The 18,720-nt window shown below is 36.4% G+C and carries 20 protein-coding genes and 1 pseudogene; 17 read left to right on the plus strand and 4 right to left on the minus strand.

Annotated elements, in window-relative coordinates:
• Positions 1–47 precede the first annotated feature (47 nt).
• Positions 48–440: a reverse transcriptase-like protein gene (locus NSQ95_RS08715; protein ID WP_340883644.1), complete on the minus strand. Its 393-nt coding sequence runs from the start codon at positions 438–440 to the stop codon at positions 48–50.
• Between the two features lie 90 nt (positions 441–530).
• Between NSQ95_RS08715 and NSQ95_RS08720 the strand changes: the two genes are divergently transcribed.
• Entirely contained in the window at positions 531–713 is a 183-nt protein-coding gene (locus NSQ95_RS08720; RefSeq protein ID WP_340883643.1) for a zinc-finger domain-containing protein, read from the plus strand.
• Between the two features lie 37 nt (positions 714–750).
• Here NSQ95_RS08720 and NSQ95_RS08725 read toward each other — a convergent pair whose 3' ends face one another.
• Positions 751–954 carry a cold shock domain-containing protein gene (locus NSQ95_RS08725; RefSeq protein WP_169360131.1) on the minus strand — a complete coding sequence of 68 codons (204 nt, stop codon included), beginning with the start codon at positions 952–954 and terminating at the stop codon, positions 751–753.
• Positions 955–1,758: 804 nt separating this feature from the next.
• Between NSQ95_RS08725 and NSQ95_RS08730 the strand changes: the two genes are divergently transcribed.
• The 4 genes from NSQ95_RS08730 to NSQ95_RS08745 all read left to right on the plus strand — a co-directional run bounded on the left by NSQ95_RS08730 (position 1,759) and on the right by NSQ95_RS08745 (position 5,940).
• Positions 1,759–2,391 carry an HD domain-containing protein gene (locus tag NSQ95_RS08730; RefSeq protein ID WP_340883642.1) on the plus strand — a complete coding sequence of 211 codons (633 nt, stop codon included), beginning with the start codon at positions 1,759–1,761 and terminating at the stop codon, positions 2,389–2,391.
• The gene (locus tag NSQ95_RS08735) at positions 2,388–4,268 is read left to right on the plus strand and encodes an ABC-F family ATP-binding cassette domain-containing protein (RefSeq protein WP_340883640.1); all 1,881 of its coding nucleotides are present in this window, start codon (positions 2,388–2,390) and stop codon (positions 4,266–4,268) included. Before NSQ95_RS08730 ends, NSQ95_RS08735 begins: the two co-directional genes overlap by 4 nt.
• A 25-nt stretch (positions 4,269–4,293) precedes the next feature.
• Positions 4,294–5,406 (plus strand): conserved virulence factor C family protein, encoded by a 1,113-nt coding sequence (locus NSQ95_RS08740; RefSeq protein WP_340883639.1) that lies wholly within the window; start codon positions 4,294–4,296, stop codon positions 5,404–5,406.
• 249 nt (positions 5,407–5,655) lie between these two features.
• Complete coding sequence (locus tag NSQ95_RS08745; protein WP_169360126.1) at positions 5,656–5,940, plus strand: hypothetical protein; 285 nt, start codon at positions 5,656–5,658, stop codon at positions 5,938–5,940.
• 64 nt (positions 5,941–6,004) lie between these two features.
• Here the strand turns inward: NSQ95_RS08745 and NSQ95_RS08750 are convergent, their stop codons facing one another.
• Positions 6,005–7,456: a UDP-N-acetylmuramoyl-L-alanyl-D-glutamate--2,6-diaminopimelate ligase gene (locus tag NSQ95_RS08750; protein ID WP_342560706.1), complete on the minus strand. Its 1,452-nt coding sequence runs from the start codon at positions 7,454–7,456 to the stop codon at positions 6,005–6,007.
• A gap of 524 nt (positions 7,457–7,980) precedes the next feature.
• Between NSQ95_RS08750 and NSQ95_RS08755 the strand changes: the two genes are divergently transcribed.
• The 12 genes and pseudogenes from NSQ95_RS08755 to NSQ95_RS08810 form a co-directional block, all read left to right on the plus strand.
• Positions 7,981–8,412, plus strand: a complete 432-nt coding sequence (locus NSQ95_RS08755; RefSeq protein ID WP_340883636.1) for a BrxA/BrxB family bacilliredoxin — start codon at positions 7,981–7,983, stop codon at positions 8,410–8,412.
• Positions 8,413–9,192 carry a class I SAM-dependent methyltransferase gene (locus tag NSQ95_RS08760; protein WP_340883635.1) on the plus strand — a complete coding sequence of 260 codons (780 nt, stop codon included), beginning with the start codon at positions 8,413–8,415 and terminating at the stop codon, positions 9,190–9,192.
• A gap of 300 nt (positions 9,193–9,492) precedes the next feature.
• The gene (locus tag NSQ95_RS08765) at positions 9,493–10,068 is read left to right on the plus strand and encodes a YpjP family protein (protein ID WP_340883633.1); all 576 of its coding nucleotides are present in this window, start codon (positions 9,493–9,495) and stop codon (positions 10,066–10,068) included.
• Positions 10,069–10,107: 39 nt separating this feature from the next.
• Positions 10,108–11,052: a thymidylate synthase gene (locus NSQ95_RS08770; RefSeq protein WP_340883632.1), complete on the plus strand. Its 945-nt coding sequence runs from the start codon at positions 10,108–10,110 to the stop codon at positions 11,050–11,052.
• A gap of 14 nt (positions 11,053–11,066) precedes the next feature.
• On the plus strand, positions 11,067–11,558 hold the full coding sequence (locus tag NSQ95_RS08775) for a dihydrofolate reductase (protein ID WP_298467783.1): 492 nt from the start codon (positions 11,067–11,069) through the stop codon (positions 11,556–11,558).
• Entirely contained in the window at positions 11,551–12,294 is a 744-nt protein-coding gene (locus tag NSQ95_RS08780) for a lysophospholipid acyltransferase family protein (RefSeq protein ID WP_342560707.1), read from the plus strand. Before NSQ95_RS08775 ends, NSQ95_RS08780 begins: the two co-directional genes overlap by 8 nt.
• A 55-nt stretch (positions 12,295–12,349) precedes the next feature.
• Entirely contained in the window at positions 12,350–13,189 is an 840-nt protein-coding gene (locus NSQ95_RS08785; RefSeq protein WP_298467788.1) for a DegV family protein, read from the plus strand.
• 91 nt (positions 13,190–13,280) lie between these two features.
• Positions 13,281–14,093: a GDSL-type esterase/lipase family protein gene (locus NSQ95_RS08790; protein WP_298467791.1), complete on the plus strand. Its 813-nt coding sequence runs from the start codon at positions 13,281–13,283 to the stop codon at positions 14,091–14,093.
• A 13-nt stretch (positions 14,094–14,106) separates the two neighbouring features.
• Positions 14,107–14,682 (plus strand): YpmS family protein, encoded by a 576-nt coding sequence (locus NSQ95_RS08795; protein WP_169360117.1) that lies wholly within the window; start codon positions 14,107–14,109, stop codon positions 14,680–14,682.
• 10 nt (positions 14,683–14,692) lie between these two features.
• Positions 14,693–15,223, plus strand: a complete 531-nt coding sequence (gene msrA, locus NSQ95_RS08800) for a peptide-methionine (S)-S-oxide reductase MsrA (RefSeq protein ID WP_342560708.1) — start codon at positions 14,693–14,695, stop codon at positions 15,221–15,223.
• Positions 15,213–15,623 carry a peptide-methionine (R)-S-oxide reductase MsrB gene (msrB, locus tag NSQ95_RS08805; RefSeq protein ID WP_169360115.1) on the plus strand — a complete coding sequence of 137 codons (411 nt, stop codon included), beginning with the start codon at positions 15,213–15,215 and terminating at the stop codon, positions 15,621–15,623. Before msrA ends, msrB begins: the two co-directional genes overlap by 11 nt.
• A 375-nt stretch (positions 15,624–15,998) precedes the next feature.
• A pseudogene (locus NSQ95_RS08810) lies at positions 15,999–16,652 on the plus strand (transposase); the annotation flags it as partial.
• 218 nt (positions 16,653–16,870) lie between these two features.
• Here the strand turns inward: NSQ95_RS08810 and NSQ95_RS08815 are convergent.
• Positions 16,871–18,715: a methyl-accepting chemotaxis protein gene (locus NSQ95_RS08815; protein WP_298467797.1), complete on the minus strand. Its 1,845-nt coding sequence runs from the start codon at positions 18,713–18,715 to the stop codon at positions 16,871–16,873.
• Between the last annotated feature and the right edge of the window lie 5 nt (positions 18,716–18,720).

Genomic DNA, 18,720 nt, shown 5'->3' on the forward strand with positions numbered 1-18,720 from the left:
AAAAAAAAACACCTCCACTCAAATATATTTGTTGGAGGTGTAGCTTGTTATGGTAAATTCTTTCGTACTGCTTCTCGTGCTAATGCATGTGCAGCTTTATTTTGATCATCAGAGATCCACTTTATAAAAAACATATCGAAGGTATCTGTTATAGCTAGTATTTTTTCTAATATGGCTGCAAACTCAGGGTTCTTAGCGTAGCGTTTTTCAACTGCTGCGAATACTATTTGTGAATCAGTCCTAATAGACACGATGGTAGGGGATAATTTCGATACTTCTTCCAAACCACGTTGTAAGGCGATAAATTCAGTAACGTGATTTGTTTGGTCTCCTATAAACTCACTAATTTTAATCTGGTGACCTTCTCCTTTGATAAAAATCCCAATACCACTAGGTCCTGGATTGCCAGTAGTGGAGCCATCAATATATAATTCAATCATTATTAATCATCCTTTAAGGTAATGTAAGGTAATTTTTCGAATAAATATAATTGTACTGTTGAATATGTCATACGGCAAGGAGTAGAAAAAATGAAGCATACACAAATTATAAATGAAATTGATCAGCTAATAGAAAATTATTGTAAAGGCTGTTTAGTGAAAAGTGAACTAAGAAAAGAAAAAGGCAAGACTAAAGCTCATCAGTTTTGTATTAAAGGCTGCACGGTTGGGGAAGAGATAAAAGAGGCAGGCAACAAATTATTTGGAAAATAAAAAAAGTCCCACGACCAGTTGCCGCGGGAAGAACTGTTTACTTCGATTTTATAACGTTTGCAGCCTGAGGTCCACGGTTTCCTTCAATGATCTCAAATGTTACTTCTTGACCTTCATCAAGTGATTTGAAACCTTCTCCTTGAATACCAGTAAAATGGACAAAAACATCTTCCCCATCATTGTACTCGATGAACCCATAACCCTTTTCGTTGTTAAACCATTTTACTTTCCCCTGTTGCATAACTGTTCCTCCCTTAATCCACAAAAAATTCTGTAAATGGATAAAATAAACTATACATGAAATAGATGCTACCGTCAATAAAATGTCGAATTATAGCTAAAATCTTATCAATTTTATGAGGTGAAAAAAGCTATAATTTAAAATATAATCCAACAAACTTAAGTATACCCAAATTAATGAAGAAATTCTCAATTTAAAATATGTAATGTGATTAGGTCTTTGGATAGGTAAATTAAATTATTATAATAAATTTTAGCTTTGTTAAAGTTATTGGTTGATTATGACTAACAATTCTTTTTTATAGTGACTGTAAACATAAACAAAAGAACTTTCAAATTGCTATTAAGAATAAATATAGATGATGAAATTGGGGTTGGTGACAGTTTTTCAGCTATGTTTATGTGAGTAAATTTGTTAGTGCTTTATCGATGTTAAAGCGGTTCCCATTTAATGATTGGAGCGCCAGATGGCGACTCATACGGGATGAGTGAGATAGATAAGACATCATAACCACGCGCGTAAGGATTGGTGATGGCTTATCGATCACCCCGAGGAAAGCGATCGGCTGGGGCGGAAATCAATTCTACTCTCTGATCTATGATTTCTTTGCGTCATAAATTCACCTCACCCTTTATAAATTTTAATCAATAAGAAAAGGCTAGCTAAAGAGAAAATATGATATCCACTTACAACAAGAGGGTACCTTCGAATGACTTTCAAAGGAAAAGACTGCACTATAGCGGTCTTTTTTTCTTTTTTTCGTTATAATGAATAGGATGACTCGTTTGAAGGAGGTATTTTAATATGAATGCTATTATCCTGTGTGAAAAGCTAGTTAAAGACATATACAACAAATTTGACGCCAGTCATGATTTTTTGCATATAGAAAGAGTGCGTAAAAATGCGCTGACCATTGCTTCTACGGAGATAAATATCGATTTAGAGATAATTGAATTAGCAGTTCTACTACACGATGTAAGCGATCCGAAATATTCGAACGAAGGGAAATTTATGGAGGATTACATCATTGAGCAACTTGAACTTACTGATGTATCAAAAGATAAAGTAAAAAAAATCATTCAATCTGTTTCCTTTAATGGAGGAAATGAGACAACCGCGGATACGATCGAGGCAAAGATTGTTAGAGACGCAGATCGGCTAGATGCTATTGGAGCCGTTGGAATAGCAAGAACGTTTGCATATGGTGGAGCAAAGGGTAGAAAATTATACGATGTATCTGAAACGCCGAGAGACAATATGTCCATCGAGGAATACCGTTCTAAACAAACAGCTTCCGTCACTCATTTCTATGAGAAGCTGTTGAAGCTGGCAGACGGAATGCAAACTAGAAAAGGCAAAGAGCTTGCTGCAGAAAGGCATGCCTTCATGGAATTATTTCTAGAAAACTTAAGAAAAGAAACAGGGGAATCTATATGAGTCATTTAATCATTTCTAATCTTACAAAAACAGTAGGTGAGAAAACGCTATTCGAAGATATTTCATTTACAATTAATAATCAAAATCGTGCAGGGTTAATCGGTATCAATGGTACAGGGAAATCGACCTTTTTATCGATTATTGCAGGACAGCTTGAGGCAGACTCTATTGATCGGGACCATCCGAACAAGTTTCGAATTGCCTACTTAGAACAGCAACCGGTATTTGAAAAAGAAGAAACGGTCCTTCAAACTGTATTTAGTGGAGATTCACCTATTCTGAAGATCAACAGAGAATATGAAGAAGCATTGCTCGCTTTAATGGCTAATTCCGATTCAACTGAATTACAAAATAGATTGATGGACTTACAGCAGAAAATGGATGAGCTACAAGCATGGGATGTAAATGCTTTAGCAAAAACAGCTTTAACTAAACTAGGGATTACGCAGTTTGAAGATTCAATTTTACATTTATCAGGTGGCCAACAAAAAAGAGTCGCGCTTGCAAAAGTGTTAATAGAGCCGGCTGATTTATTGCTATTAGATGAGCCTACTAACCATTTAGACAAAGAGTCAACAGATTGGCTGCAGGACATGCTGCAAAAAGTAGAAGGGGCCATTATCTTTGTTACACATGACCGTTACTTTTTAGACACAGTAGCCACTCATATTTATGAGCTTGCTGATAAAACGTTGTATACTCACACAGGTAATTATGCAGATTATCTGGAATCTAAAGCGATTCGTGAAGAGATGAACGCTGCATCTCAGCAAAAGCTACAAAATTTATATCGTAATGAGCTAAAATGGATTCGCAGAGGTGCAAAGGCTAGATCTACCAAGCAAAAGGCAAGAAAAGATCGTTTTGAAGAAATCGATTCACAACTGGACCGCGATAATTCTGCTTTAAATCTAGAGCTTGAAATGGCTACTACTAGGTTAGGGAAGCAGGTGTTAGAGGGTAAAAATATTTCTAAACGTTTTGATGCAAAAGTCATTGTAGATGATTTTTCGTTTATCCTACAGGCAGGAGATCGAGTTGGCATAGTGGGGCCAAATGGGGTTGGAAAGAGTACTTTACTGAAAATGCTAGCAGGCGAGATTCAGATGGACTCTGGAGAAGTAGTTGTTGGATCGACTGTAAAACAGATGCACTTCTCACAACAGCTTCCAAAACTAAATGAACAAATGAGAATGATTGAATATGTACGCGAATCCTCCAATCTAATAGAAGTAGGATCTGGAGAAAAATTCTCGGCTGCTCAAATGCTTGAACGGTTTTTATTTCCATTAAATACACATGGCACGCAAATAGGCAAGCTCTCCGGTGGGGAGAAAAAACGTTTAGTTCTATTAAAAATGTTAATGGAGCAGCCAAATGTTCTATTTTTAGATGAGCCAACAAATGACCTGGATATTCAGACCTTATCTGTTTTAGAGGACTTTATGGAATCTTTCCCTGGTGTAATTATTACTATTTCTCATGATCGTTTCTTCCTGGACCGTATTGCTAAAAAGCTTTGGATTCTAAACGGAGATGGCTTAGTTAGAGAATGGTTAGGAATTTATTCGGATTATTTGGAAGACCTTAAGGATACATCAAAAAAAGTAGTGGAAGTTAGGAAAGATAATGCACCCGTAAAAAGTACGAAGGAAAAGAAAAAGCTAACTTATAAAGAACAACGAGAATGGGATACAATCAGTGAGGATATTGAAAAAACAGAGAGGTTGATTGAAGAATTGGAGCAAAAGCTGTTAACTACAGGCTCTGATTTTACATCGTTACAGCAACTGACCGAACAATTAGATCAAGCAAACGAAGTATATGAGAAGCTAATAGAAAGATGGTCTTATTTAGAAGAGATCGTTTCGTCCTGATTTTATAATATTGGAGGTATAAGATATGAAAATATTGACGATAGAACCAACGCCAAGTCCGAATACGATGAAGGTAGTCGTTGACCAGGAGCTTCCTTTTGGGAAGAGTTATAACTATAAAAAGGATCATATAGAAGACGCACCAAGAGAAATACAACGTATATTTGATATCGAAGGAGTAAAAGGGGTATACCACGTTGCGGACTTTTTAGCGATTGAACGAATTGCAAAGTTTAGTTGGGAATCCATCTTAGCATCTATTGAAAATGTATTTGGCGGTGAAAATGAAGCGGAAACTGAAGAAAAGCCTTTAGATCATTATGGTGAAGTATATGTCCATGTACAATCATTCAAGGGAATCCCGCTTCAGGTGAAAGTATTTGATAGTGAATCAGAGTCAAGATTTGGTTTATCTGCCCGCTTTACCAAGGCTTTGGATGAAGCGATGGAGGGTGATAAAGAAAATTATATTATGCTTCGTAAATGGGTTGACTATGGTGTGCGATATGGTGATCAAAAGGAAATTGGTGAGCAGCTAGTAAAAGAATTAGAGGCAAGCTTTCCCCAAAGTAAGCTGGAGCAACTAATTGCAGACAAAGACAAAGCCGAGGATGATAGAAAGCCTATAAGAGTTCCGTTCACTTTGGAGGAATTTGAAATAAGTGAATGGGAGAAGAGGTTCCAATTACTTGATAACCTTATTAACCCACAGGTTGAAGATATCCCAGTTCTAGCAAAAGCAATACAGGATGAACAGGTTTCAATAAGAAGGCTTGCTACTGTATATCTTGGTCTTATTGAAGATGAAAAAGTCATTCCGTACTTAGAAATGGCACTGAAAGATAAGAGTGCATCGGTTCGACGTACTGCAGGAGATGCAATGAGTGATTTAGGATTTGTACAATTTTCAAAAGCAATGGAAGAGGCGCTGTTTGATAAAAACAAATTAGTTCGTTGGCGAGCAGCTATGTATTTCTATGAGGTGGGAGATATGGATGCATTACCAGCCTTAAAGAAAGCGATGGATGACAAGGAATATGAAGTTAAGCTTCAAATCCGTATGGCGATTGCCCGTATTGCAGAAGGGGAAGAAGCAAAGGGCTCCGTTTGGAAGCAAATGAGCGAGGCAAGAAAATGAGTAAAAGTGAAGAGTCTGGCGGATATCGCCAGCTCTTCTTTTTTAGTTAAATAGATTGAAAATTGTAATAACTGTCGTTTTAAATGTTTAACAGACTAAAATGTGGGGAATTTTATTGTATATAGCAGTTTTTTCTCGAACAAAATCGATTCATTAAAAAAGTAATATTAATTTGTAATGTTGTTGTGTAAATTCAGGAAAATAGGTGAATAATATAAGTAGAACATAAAGTCGAAACGAGGGATCAAAATGAGTAAAGACCAAGTGAAGAAAAAAGAATACAAATATCGGGAAAATACCCAAATCACATACTATTTTACAACCATTTTTCTGATCGCCGGTACTCTTTTAACCTTGTATCTGCTGACTTTTAAAGTAGAAAATATCAGCATATTCATTATTGTATTGTCTATTTTGGCTGGTGGCTTACCGGTAGGTTTTATCGGAGCGTTTATCGATTATAAAATGTCAGTATCAAAGGTAAAATATCGCACCAATTCATCTGTAAAAGAAAGCAGACCTGAGCATAATTAATGCAAGGTCTGTTTTCTTTTTATATAGACATTATTCAGAAATCACAGTTCAATAATAGAACTTTCTATAACAGGCTTTCTATTTCAGGTTTTGCTGAATGCTTGGTACTTAAAAGATAATTTAATGTGTCAATATCAGATTTAGTCGAGAGGGAATAGCTTTGTTTATATGCTTCATTACCTTTTCCAGTAATTACTATCCAATCTCCTGGTCCCGCTATTTCCCAAGCGTATTTAATAGCCTCTGTTCGATCAGGGTATATCACACACTTTTCATGTGCCCCTAAATTCTCAAGCTCGTTTATCATTTGTTCCGCAGGTACCCCATTGAGATCATCAAATGTTAGAATGCATCGGTCTGCATATTTTAATGACATTTCAATCATCCTTGCCCTTTTTTGTACATCTCGATTACCCCTAAAGCCAAAAACATGATAAATCATCCGTGCGTTCTGTGACTTTACGGTGTCTAAAATATAGTGAAACGCATTGGCGGTGTGCGCGTAATCTACGACAGCGGTCGCACTATTCGCAAGAGGAAATAACTGATAACGTCCTGGAATAGCTTTGAAATTATTTAACGTTAGCTCAACACGTTTGGGATCTAACCCGAAATGAACGCTTGTAGCAAAGGCTGCAGCTGCATTATTAATATTGTGCTCGCCTTGCATTTGTGTTGTAAGAGAAAAAACCTTGCCAGTCTGTTGTTCGATAATTTTATCTATATCTATTGTATAAGTAGGAGAGCTTCCATTAATTTTAATAACTTCTCTTCCAAGTGAATTTACATATGTATTAAGCCTCTCACTCCAGTCATTACTAGAGAGAAGAATTGCTTTTCCATTGCTTTTTAAGTATGTAAACAACGATTGTTTAGCTAAATAGTATGATTCCATATCTTTATGGTAATCGAGGTGCTCGTGTTCTATATTTGTAAAAATACAATAATCAAATTCAAGTCCTTCTACGCGTTGTTGCACTAGACCATGGGAAGAAACTTCCATAATAATTACTTGGTCCTTGCTCTTTGCAGCAAGTTCATGGAAAGTCAGAGGATCTAATGTCGTATGAGTAGAAGAATATTCTTCGTTGTTAATAATAATAGAAATACTCCCGAATACAGCACAGGAGATTCCTTGGCTCTCAAGTATATGCTTCAACATATAAGAAGTAGTAGTTTTACCGTTTGTTCCAGTAATTCCAATTATTGTTTTGTTATTCGTTGGATTTTTGTAAAATGTTCTAGCAAGAAAGGCTAATGCTTTTCTCGCATCTTTTACTTGAAAGTATGGAACCTCATTTAAGAATAGTTCCTGTTCACCGACCACGGCAATAGCCCCGTTCGTAAGAGCATCCTCAATATACGTATGTCCATCTGAATGAGTCCCTGAAATAGCGACGAACAAATAACCTTCTTTAATGTTTTTAGAATTAAAAGCAATCCCGTTTACTTGAATATTCTGTGTCTTTAGAGTTGGAATAATCTCGACTGAAGATAATAGTTCATTTAGTTTCATAATTTATTTCGCCCCTCATCTAGTTGGTTTGAATTACGAGGTAGCAGATCCATCGTAAGGTTCTAAAATGTATACAAAATCATTAGACTTATTTTGAACGGATACGAGTAAGTTTATGCTAATACTTAGTCATCCATATAGATGAGCAAATGTTGAAAAATGTCAAAAAAAGTCGATATACATTCATTTTAATAGTAACATAGTTAATTTTCTTTCACTAAATAAAAGTATTTCAGTATTCTAAAATAATTCTATTTTCCCTATTTAAAGAGAAACAAGATTATTTAATGCTATGTAGCAGCTATTTAGATTCGTACGAATGAACTGGCTCTTATTATTTTCTTTGCTCTATTTCGAAAACCTGAGAAAATAAATGGATTTAAGGGAAATATAGCACAAGACTATCAAGAGGTTAATGTACTATAAGTAAAAATGAGTGAAAAAAAACTTAAACAAAAGTAGAATAGAAAATAGAATACCTTTTAAGAATGGGTAATTGAACATACGTGAAAGTGGGCGAAGAGATGAACGCATATGATGAATATATGAAGCAAGTAGTTAAACCAATGAGAAGTGAGCTGACGAATGCTGGTTTTAAAGAGCTGACTACACCTGATCAAGTGCATGAGCATATGAAAGAAGAAGGTGTGTCATTAATAGTGATTAACTCGGTATGTGGTTGTGCAGCGGGGCTCGCAAGACCTGCTGTTACTGAAGCGATTGGCGAATTACCAAAGAAACCAAATCATCTTGTTACTGTTTTTGCAGGACAAGATCAAGAGGCGACTGCTACTATGAGAGATTATTTTAGTGAAGTCCCACCAAGTTCACCTTCCATTGCTATATGGAAGGATGGAGAATTAGCTTATTTTATCCCTAGAGAGCAAATTGAAAGTAACTCTATGGAAACAATCAAAGACCACCTGACAGGTGTTCTCACTGACATAATTGCTTAAATGAAAACAGTTATAACGACTGCTGGAAGAACGAATCCCGAATATACTCGGGTAGCAAAAGATATAGCTGCTGATTTATGTATAAACTTCATAGACCGAAAGAAAAAGTCAGTGGAAAAAATACAAAACGAGCAGTTAGCGGATGTTTTAGTAGTTGGTAAGGAAAGGCTGGAGTTTTTTGCATATGGTTCCACCACTCCTTTTTTCTTTCACCCAAATTCTGCAGCCTTTCGTTTAAAAAGGCTGTTAAAAGCGGAAAAAGACCCTTTTCTTGAAGCAACAGGCTTAAAGTTGGGGGATAGGTTTTTAGATACTACAGCTGGTTTATGTTCTGATAGCTTAATTGCTGCTTATACAGTAGGAAATCCAGGAAAAGTAGTTGCACTAGAGAAGGAAAAGATGGTTGCATATATTATTAATCGAGGATTAAAAAGCTATGAAACGGAATTTAGTGAATTAGAAAATTCCATGCGAAGAATTCAAGTGATTCATAAAGATGCAGTAGACTATTTAAAAACGGTAAAGGATAACTCATTTGACGTTGTGTATATGGATCCAATGTTTGAAGAGGAAATTGCCGAGTCTAATAATTTTCAAGCCCTTAGAGAAATAGGGGCTATTGGAACTCTGTATACAGAGTGGGTCGAGCAAGCGAAGCGAGTTGCCAAAAAACGAGTTGTTTTAAAGGCGCATTTCCGCTCTCCTATGTTTGAGGATTTTGGTTTTACCCGACTGACAAGACTAAGTTCTAAGTTCCATTACGGAATAATTGAAGTATAAAACAAAGAGGGAAGTGACTATACAAGTCGCTTCCCTCTTTGTTTTAGAATAATGAACTATTTACTTTTAAATCAGTGCGTGAAGTTTAAAGAAGTTAAATAACCTAATAAAAATAAAAATCCGATTCCAATGATAATATCTGTGCTCATAAGAATTTCCTCCTTAGTTTAAAAAACTACTGATTGTTTACCCTTTTTATTGTACAATGAATACTAGGAAGATGAAACCTTTTGTTCTCGATTTCGTATATGTTTATAATATTGCTTTTACTAAATTGTACATAATTGAAGGTGATTAAACATGAAAAAATGGTTCCAAAAATCGATTATTATTACTGTGGCATTTCTAACATTTGGACTGATTTCACCTAACCATGTTATTTGGGAGCAACTGTTAGAGAGCAAAGTGCCGATGAAGTCGGTCTCTGCAGAGAAGCATACGGTAGAGTATGACCAGGTTAGTCTTAAAGAATCCATTGATTACAGTGAAAAGATTACTCTGGCCGCTAAAGAACAAGCTTACATTAAGTTTGGTGCGAGAATTGGCCCTGTTATTCAAAATGAGTTTGATGAAGTTATTTTCCCTAGAATTCAAGAGGCAATTAATACAACATTGGTTTCTGTTGATGACCAAAAAGCAGCTAATCTAGCAATAACAGAACAGCCTTCTGGAGAATATTACGAAAAAATATTCCATATTTTTGATGAAACTACAAAAAAAGATTTGATGCGTTTTCATGTAAGAACAGATAAAAAACCGCTAGATGGTTACTACTTTAATTTTCATTATCACCTAGCAGAGGATAAATATTCAAAGCATTATGCTTTAGGTGAAATTTATTGGTCTAAGAACACCCCACCTAAATGGCTCTCCTAGATGAGAGCTTTTTTGCTATAAAAGGAAAGGAGCAAGCAAATGCAACAATACTTAGATTTATGTAAGCACATTATGGAACATGGGATTGAAAAAGGTGATCGAACAGGAACGGGAACAAAAAGTGTTTTTGGTTATCAAATGCGTTTTGACCTTTCAAAAGGATTTCCTCTTATGACTACTAAAAAAACTGCTTTTCGCTTGATAGTAAGTGAATTATTGTGGTTTTTAAAGGGAGATACCAACGTTAAAACCTTGATTAAGGCCAATAACCATATTTGGGATGAATGGGCATTTGAAAAGTGGGTAAATAGTGATACATATAATGGTCCAGATATGACAAACTTTGGTGTACGAGCTTCGAAGGATCCTGAATTTAAGGCTTTGGTGGATCAACAAATGAAGGTTTTCTGTGACAACATTCTATCTGATGAGTCTTTCGCAGAAGAATTTGGAGACCTTGGTCCTGTCTATGGTAGACAATGGCGCTCATGGCCTGGCAAAAACGGTGAAACGATTGATCAGCTTGCGAATTTGATCGATGGATTACAAAAGAACCCTGATTCCAGACGACATATCATTACTGCTTGGAATCCATCTGAGGTCGATGATATGGCATTACCGCCCTGTCACACTTTTATGCAATTCTATGTAGCGAACGGAAAATTGTCTTGTCAACTCTATCAGCGAAGTGCTGATGTTTTTTTAGGAGTGCCTTTTAATATAGCTTCCTATGCTTTACTTGTTCATTTAATAGCAAAAGAATGTAAGTTAGAAGTTGGAGATTTCGTACATACTTTAGGTGATGCTCATATTTATTTGAATCACTTTGAACAGGTTGAAACACAATTATCGCGAACACCGCGTGCTTTACCGACATTAGTCTTAAATGAAGAAAAAGCTTCCATCTTTGATTTTGAAATCGAAGACATTTCTATAGAAGGCTATGATCCGCATCCCAAAATCAAAGCACCAATTGCTGTATAAAGGAGAGAATAATGATGATATCACTAATCGTAGCACATGATCCAAACCGAGTAATTGGCTATAACAAAGACTTGCCTTGGCATATACCTGGTGATTTAGCATATTTCAAAGAAAAAACAATGAGTAAGGCAATGGTTATGGGACGGAATACATATGAATCGATTGGGAAAGTATTACCAGGTAGAAAAAGTATAATTGTTACTAGAAACTCCTCTTATAAAGTCGAGGGAGCAGAGGTAGTAAACAATTTAGTGGATGCAATCGAATTGGCGAAGAGTCACCACGACGAGGTTATGGTAATTGGAGGAGAGCAGATTTTTAGAGCAATCCTACCAAAAGCGGACAGACTATATATCACCTTCATTCAACAAACATTCAAAGGTGATACTTACTTCCCACCATACAGCTCCGATGAATGGGTACTTACTGAAAAGTCGGAAGAAATGAAGACATCTGACGGAATAACTTACGTATATTTGGTTTACGATAGAAAGGTTAGTGAATAAGTTGTTTTCTTCTTTAAGAACTTTTGGCTTTTTGTTTGGCTATTTACCAATAAGCATCCCAAAACTCAACAAAATTAAGTCTAAAAAAGGCTTACTATCAGTAGAGCAGTATGACTTGCTTGTCCACGAAGTTCCGCAAAAATGGGCTGGGGGTATTTTAAAACGAACAAAAAGCGAATTTACTGTAGAAGGATTGGAAAATCTTCCTGATGGAGCTGTCTTATTTGTAAGCAATCATGAAGGGAACTTCGATATTCCTACTTTGTTAGCCCATATCCCTAAGCCGTTTGGGTTTATTTCAAAAATCGAGGTTAAAAAAATTCCACTAATTCCTAAATGGATGGAAGAAATGAATTGTGTGTTTTTAGACCGGACAAATCGAAAAAGTAGTTATCGATCAATTCAGGATACAGTATCACAATTACAAAATGGTCATTCTATTTTAATGTTTCCGGAGGGAACTAGAAGTAAGGGACAGGGGATAGGAGCATTCAAATCGGGATTTGTCCGTATTGCTAAAGACGCAGATGTTCCTATTGTTCCTATCGCGATTCATGGAACCTCTAATATTATGGAGAAAAATAATAATAAAATTAGTCCAGCACATGTTCAAATTAGTATCCTTCCTTCATATAGTAAAGAAACGATTCAAGTAAGTAATTCAGAACAAATAAAAGAAGACTTACATATAATTATTGCAAATAAAATTAATGAGCTTCAAAGCAGGCATAAATAGTTTACAGATTAACATCTTTCTTCTTATAATATACTTAGGAAGGAAGGGATATACAGTGCCAAAGGTTCATATAGTTACAGACTCTACAGCTGATTTAACTAAAGAGATAATTGAAAAGTATAATATACATGTAGTACCTTTGACGATTCAGATTGATGGGGAGTCATATATTGATGGGGTTAATATTCAACCAGAGGAATTTTTAGAAAAGATGAGTACTTCTAAAGAACTTCCTAAGTCCTCCCAGCCTGCAGTAGGGGTGTTCAAAGAGCTATACGATAGACTTGGTAAGAATGGAGATCAAGTTATCTCAATACATATGACCGGTGGTATGAGTGGTACTGTCAAATCTGCTCAAACAGCTGCTGACCTGACAGATTCTGATGTGACTGTTATTGACTCCAAGTTTATCTCCTTTGCTTTATATTTCCAGGTGGAAGAAGCTGCTAAAATGGCTGTTAATGGAGCTACAAAAGATGCAATTGTTGAGAAGGTATTAGACATATGCACTAAAACAGATCTATATGTAGTAGTAGATACTTTGGATAATTTAGTGAAAGGTGGACGTATTGGAAAGGGAAAAGCAATGATTGGATCTTTACTTTCTATTAAACCCATTGCGAGCCTTGCGAATGGAGTTTATACTCCTGTGGCAAAAGCTAGAAGTCATAAGCAAGTAGTCAACTATTTGTTTAAACAGTTTATGGAAGACACTAAAGGTAAAGTTGTAAAAGCGGTAGGTATTTCTCATGCTAATGGATTGTCTATGGCTACACCCTTAATGGAATTAATAAAAGACTCGGGTTTCAAAGATATTCAAGTGTCCTTTACTTCCCCGGTGATTAGTACGCATACTGGTCCAGGTGCCATTGGATTTATGTATATGACAGAATAATGCCAAAGCAGGGAAGATCAAATTTTCCCTGCTTTTATTTATAGTTTTACATCATCTTGTATATAAATGGAGTTAAATAAAGGGGTTAGATATGAAATATAAATTTTTAATTATTCTTGTTTGTATTTCTTTATTAGCTAGCTGTGCGCCAGAAAAAATAGAAGAAGTTAGCTTTCCGATAAAGGAAACGGTCTTATTCGAAGAATATATTATTCCGCCTGAATTTTTCCCGAGAACATTAGAACTTGTAGGTCTTGGAGATTCTCTTACTCAAGGGGTAGGAGATGAACTAAAGAAGAATGGGTACGTTGGAAGATTAAAAAATCAAATCTTAGAATACAAGGGAATAGAAGATGTCGTGTTAACCAATACTGCTAAAAGAGGAAGACGAAGTGACCAACTTCTAAAGTTGTTAAAAGATGGAGAAATCGATCATCAACTTCGTAAAGCAGACTTAATCACTATTACCATTGGTGGAAATGATGTCATGAAGGTATTTAGAAAAGATCTCTTCAACCTTCAGATTGAGGCATTTCAAAAGGAATTACAGCGTTTTGAGCGAAATTATGATGAAATCTTAGAGCAAATTCGAGAGGTTAATAGTAGTGCTCCAATAATAATGATTGGAATTTATAACCCTATTACCATAGTTACAGATGAAACGAGCGAAGTAGATCAAATCATAACAGATTGGAACGACACTATAGAATCGCTATCCTATAGTAATACAAATGCTTGTTATGCACCTATTGATACTTTGTTTGATTCTAATGCAAACTTAGTCTATCATACCGACTTTTTTCATCCGAACAGCAAGGGGTATGAGCTGATAGTAGATAACGTAGTAAATTCTTTAGAAAATTGTGGTTTGATAGATGAGCAAAGTAGGGAATTGTTCTTTTGAGGAGCTGGTTTAGATGAATAAGTGGATGATTGCCTTTTTTTTATTATTATTAATCATTGCAGGGAGTATAGGAACCCTTTTGTACTGGATTACATCTCCAACGGAAAATGTTGACGTTGAAAGTATTACTACACCTGACCCTTCCGGACATGTATTAACTGTAAATGTCTCTAAGGAAGATTTTCAGGGAATAGCAAATACTTTTATAGCTACAGCGATGGATGATAAGCCTATTCCCCTTCAATTGAGTGTAGAGGAGCAAATTATTTTAAGCTCTGAGTTAACCATTTTCTCATTAACTCTTCCTGTAAAGATGTATTTCGAACCTTTTGTCGAAGAGAATGGGAATATTCGTTTGGAGCAATCGTCGGTTGAAGTCGGACAGCTTCAATTACCACCCGATACTGTGTTAAAGTTATTACGAGATTCAATAGACCTCCCTCGCTGGATGGTAGTGAAGCCTGATGAAGAAGAAGTTTTAATTCAGTTGGCTAGTATTCCTATGGCGTCTGGTGTGAATGTTCGAGCGAAGGAATTGAATCTTCAAGAAGACAAAATTGTTTTAGAAATTATAGTTCCATCGAAATGAGGGATATAAAATGGAAAAAGCAACATTTGCAGGTGGCTGTTTTTGGTGTATGGTAAAACCGTTTGATTCTTATGACGGCATTAAAAAAGTTGTTTCCGGTTATACGGGTGGTAATTTACCTAACCCTACTTATGAACAAGTGTGTTCAAATGCTACCGGACACTTTGAGGCAGTTCAAATTACGTATGATCCGGAAAAATTTTCTTACGATCAACTACTGGATATATTTTGGCTAAACATCGATCCAACAGATGAAGAAGGGCAATTTTTCGACAAGGGATCTTCCTATCAAACAGCTATTTTTTATCATAATGAAGAGCAACGAGAAAAAGCAGAACAATCAAAGGCTGCTTTAAATGCCTCTGGTCGATATCCGAAAAAAATAGCTACCAAAATTTTGCCTGCATCTGAGTTTTATGAGGCAGAAGAATACCATCAAGACTATTATAAAAAGAATCCAAGTCATTATAATAGATACTTTGTTGGTTCTGGTAGAGCAAACTTCGTTGAAAACAATAGGAGGTTACAAAATGAAGGATAAATTAACTGAAATGCAGTATTACGTGACTCAGCAAAATGGAACAGAACCACCCTTTCAAGGAGAATATGATAAGCATTTTGATGAAGGAATTTATGTAGATGTTGTTTCAGGCAAACCATTATTCCATTCAAAGGACAAATATGATGCTGGTTGTGGCTGGCCAAGCTTTACTAGACCAATCGAGAGCCACGAGGTAACTGAGCATTTTGATGATTCTCATGGTATGAGAAGAGTAGAAGTGAGAAGTAAAACAGCAAACTCACATCTTGGTCACGTATTCCCTGATGGTCCAAAAGAAGAAACAGGCTTACGCTACTGTATTAATTCAGCTGCTATGCGTTTTGTTCCCAAGGACAAGCTAGAGGAAGAAGGCTATGGAGAATACTTAAAACTATTCTAATGTAAAAAAGCATGGATTTCATATCCATGCTTCAGACTGTAGACAAACTCCAAAAATTTTGGAGTTTGTCTACAGTCTTTTTTCTTTTAAAATAGAAGTTAAGCGAGGAAGAGTTGATTTCCACTACGAACGGACGCTTTCCGCGGGCACGGCTTAGGCCAACAGGATGTTGGTCAGGAAAACGTTGTCACACGATGTGACGTCCTTAGTTTTCCCTCCTTGAAACTCCCTCACTGCGCTCAGTCCAGGGTCTTCAGCTCGCGCTGTTCCCGCTGGAGTCGCCGTTCTTCGCTCCAATCAACGGGTCTCCTATAAAATGAATGAGGTGATGGATTTGATGACGAAAAATCAAACCAATGACGCGAACAATTAGAAATCTTGACTATTGAACAGTTGGTACCACAAGACCATCTTTTTCGTAAGTTAGATGCGGCAATTGATTTTTCATTTATCTATCCATTGGTTGAAAATCTTTATTCTACACAGGGAGACCTAGTATCGACCCAGTGGTACTTATCAAGATGACTTTTATCCAATATACCTTTGGTATACGGTCCATGCGCCAAACCATTAAAGAGATTGAAACCAACATGGCATACCGATGGTTTCTAGGCTTTGGTTTCCATACCGAGGTTCCCCATTTCTCAACTTCCGCGAAAAACTATGTCCGTCGTTTTGCAGACACAGATCTATTAGAGCAGATTTTCTACAGAGTATTAAAGGATGTCGCAGATCGTGGGCTCCTAAATCCCGGATCATGTCTTTGAGACGCAGGCTTATGAAAAGAGGCTCCAGGAGGAGCTCAACCTCGACCGGGAAAAGCATGGGAAGAAACCATTCCCGCATGAAAAGTTTGAAAAGGAAGAATACAAGGAGATTAAGGAATCGACAACAGATCCTGAAAGTGGTTAATTCGTAAAAGATGAACGGACAAAGCAGTTCGCCTATTCTTTTCACGCTGCAACAGACAAGAAGGGTTTTGTACTTGCAAACATTGTCACACCTGGAAATGTTCACGACAGCCATATCAATGCTTTTTATGTAATTGTTAAGGGTAGAGAGTGTAATAAGAAAGGGGGGGAACCTTGCGGAGATACACATAAGTATTGGGCTAATGGACCCATACCTTGTAGGGGTGGTCCTTAAATAAAGTGTAGAGCCTCACAAAGTGATTTATGGCTTTTTACATAAGAAAAGCTAGCACTATGATTCTCAGTACTAGCTAAAACGGTTATATTACTTACAAATTATAACTTGAACTCGTTTACTACTTTTCTAAGCTCGTCCGCTTGGTGTGATAATTCTACAGCGGAAGCATTGATTTCTTGCATGGCAGCACTACCTTGTTCAGCGGCGGCAGCAGAGTTTTCAGTATTTGACGCAGTGTTTTCTGCAATATGAGTCACTTCTATAAAGGAAGCAGCTACTTCCTGGCTAAATTCCAGTGTTTTTTCTATCTGATTGACCATTTTATTAATAATACTAATCGTTTCGTCTGTTTGTTTCATAATTTGTTCAAGGGAAGTGCTTGTTTCATTCGCTACTTCAACGCCTTTTATAACATTTTCGACCCCTTCGTGATTTTGTTTAACAATAGAGGTTACCTCCGTTTGAATGGAGGTTACAATTCCTGTTACCTCTTTTGCTGCTTTTTGAGATTGCTCTGCAAGCTTCCTTACTTCATCTGCTACTACTGCAAAACCTCTTCCATGTTCTCCGGCACGTGCAGCCTCAATTGCCGCATTTAGAGCCAGTAGGTTAGTTTGCTCTGCAATTGCAGTGATGGTTTTAATAATAGAAGTTATCTCATACGATTTAGTTCCTAAAGATTGAACAGTCTGAGAGGTATTAGCCATCGTTTCTTCAATATTTAACATAACATTTGAAGAATGTTGAACAGACAATGCTCCTTGTTTGGCAGCGGCAGTCATGTGATCAGTCGCTACTTTTACAGCTTGTGCATCCTCATTCAAATATCTTGTTGCTTCTTCTAGTGAATTCATTTTTTGAATAGCTAAGGTCATGCTTTTCATAGTCTGCTCACTACCAGATGCTATCTCATTTGTAGAATCCGCTATTGACTGAATTGTAATAGCAGTGTCGTCAGAAGAGGCCATCAATTCCTGACCGCTAGCTGATACATTTTCGGTTAAATGGCTTACACGTCTAACTAAATCAGCAATAGAAGCGATTAAAACATTTGTATTGGAAGCAATTTCAGCAAATTCGTCTTTCGTTCTTACTTTTACTCTTCTCGTTAAATCACCGCCAGCTTGAGCGATTTCTAAAATCGAACGGTTAATAGAGTAAGTGCTTCTTTTAATAGAATTAAATAGTACAATTCCAAATACTAATGTTAATAATACAGAGAAAATCGTTAAGCCTATAAATATGTTCAAAGCGTTTTGATTTTCGCTCTTTAAGAGTGCAATTTGCTTAGCGTTCTTTTTAGCTAACACTTCGTTCATCGCTTCGATTTGGACATCTACATGGCTCATGGCTGCGCGTCCACTTCCTGCATTTACAAGCTTTTGAGCAGCCTCAAATCCTTTTTGGTCTCTTAGGCTTAATGCACGTTCAGAATATTGAAGGTATGTATTAAAATGCTCGTTAATCGCCGTTACTTTTTTGAGCTCATCAGGACGATTTTTAAAAATAGTCTGCAATTCTTTAAAGCGAGTAACGATTGCATCTTTATAACTTCTATAACTTGACATATAATTTGATTTACCTGTGATGATATAGCTTTGTTCTGCATTTGAAAGTTTAGCAATATCCGCAGATATTTGATTGACCATTAACTGCTCTTTTATGTCCACGTTTATAAAGTTTTCTAGTTCCTTCTGAGATGATTGCATGTTGGCCGAAGTAAGGACAAGCATGGAAAATAGAATTATAATAAGGACGGAAAAAATGATGAGTACTCTGCCACGTATGGAATTTAACAAATTGGTATTTTGAAAGCTTTTGTTTGCATTCCTTTTAAAAAGGGAAAATGAACGACTACTAAGGGATTTGCGCTGTTTCTTTGGTTTAGGTACTTTGGGCGTACTAGGTATTTTGTTTTTTTTCGATTTAAATCCATATTTCAATTGAG

This window comes from Psychrobacillus sp. FSL W7-1457 (assembly GCF_038593405.1).
GTDB lineage: Bacteria > Bacillota > Bacilli > Bacillales_A > Planococcaceae > Psychrobacillus.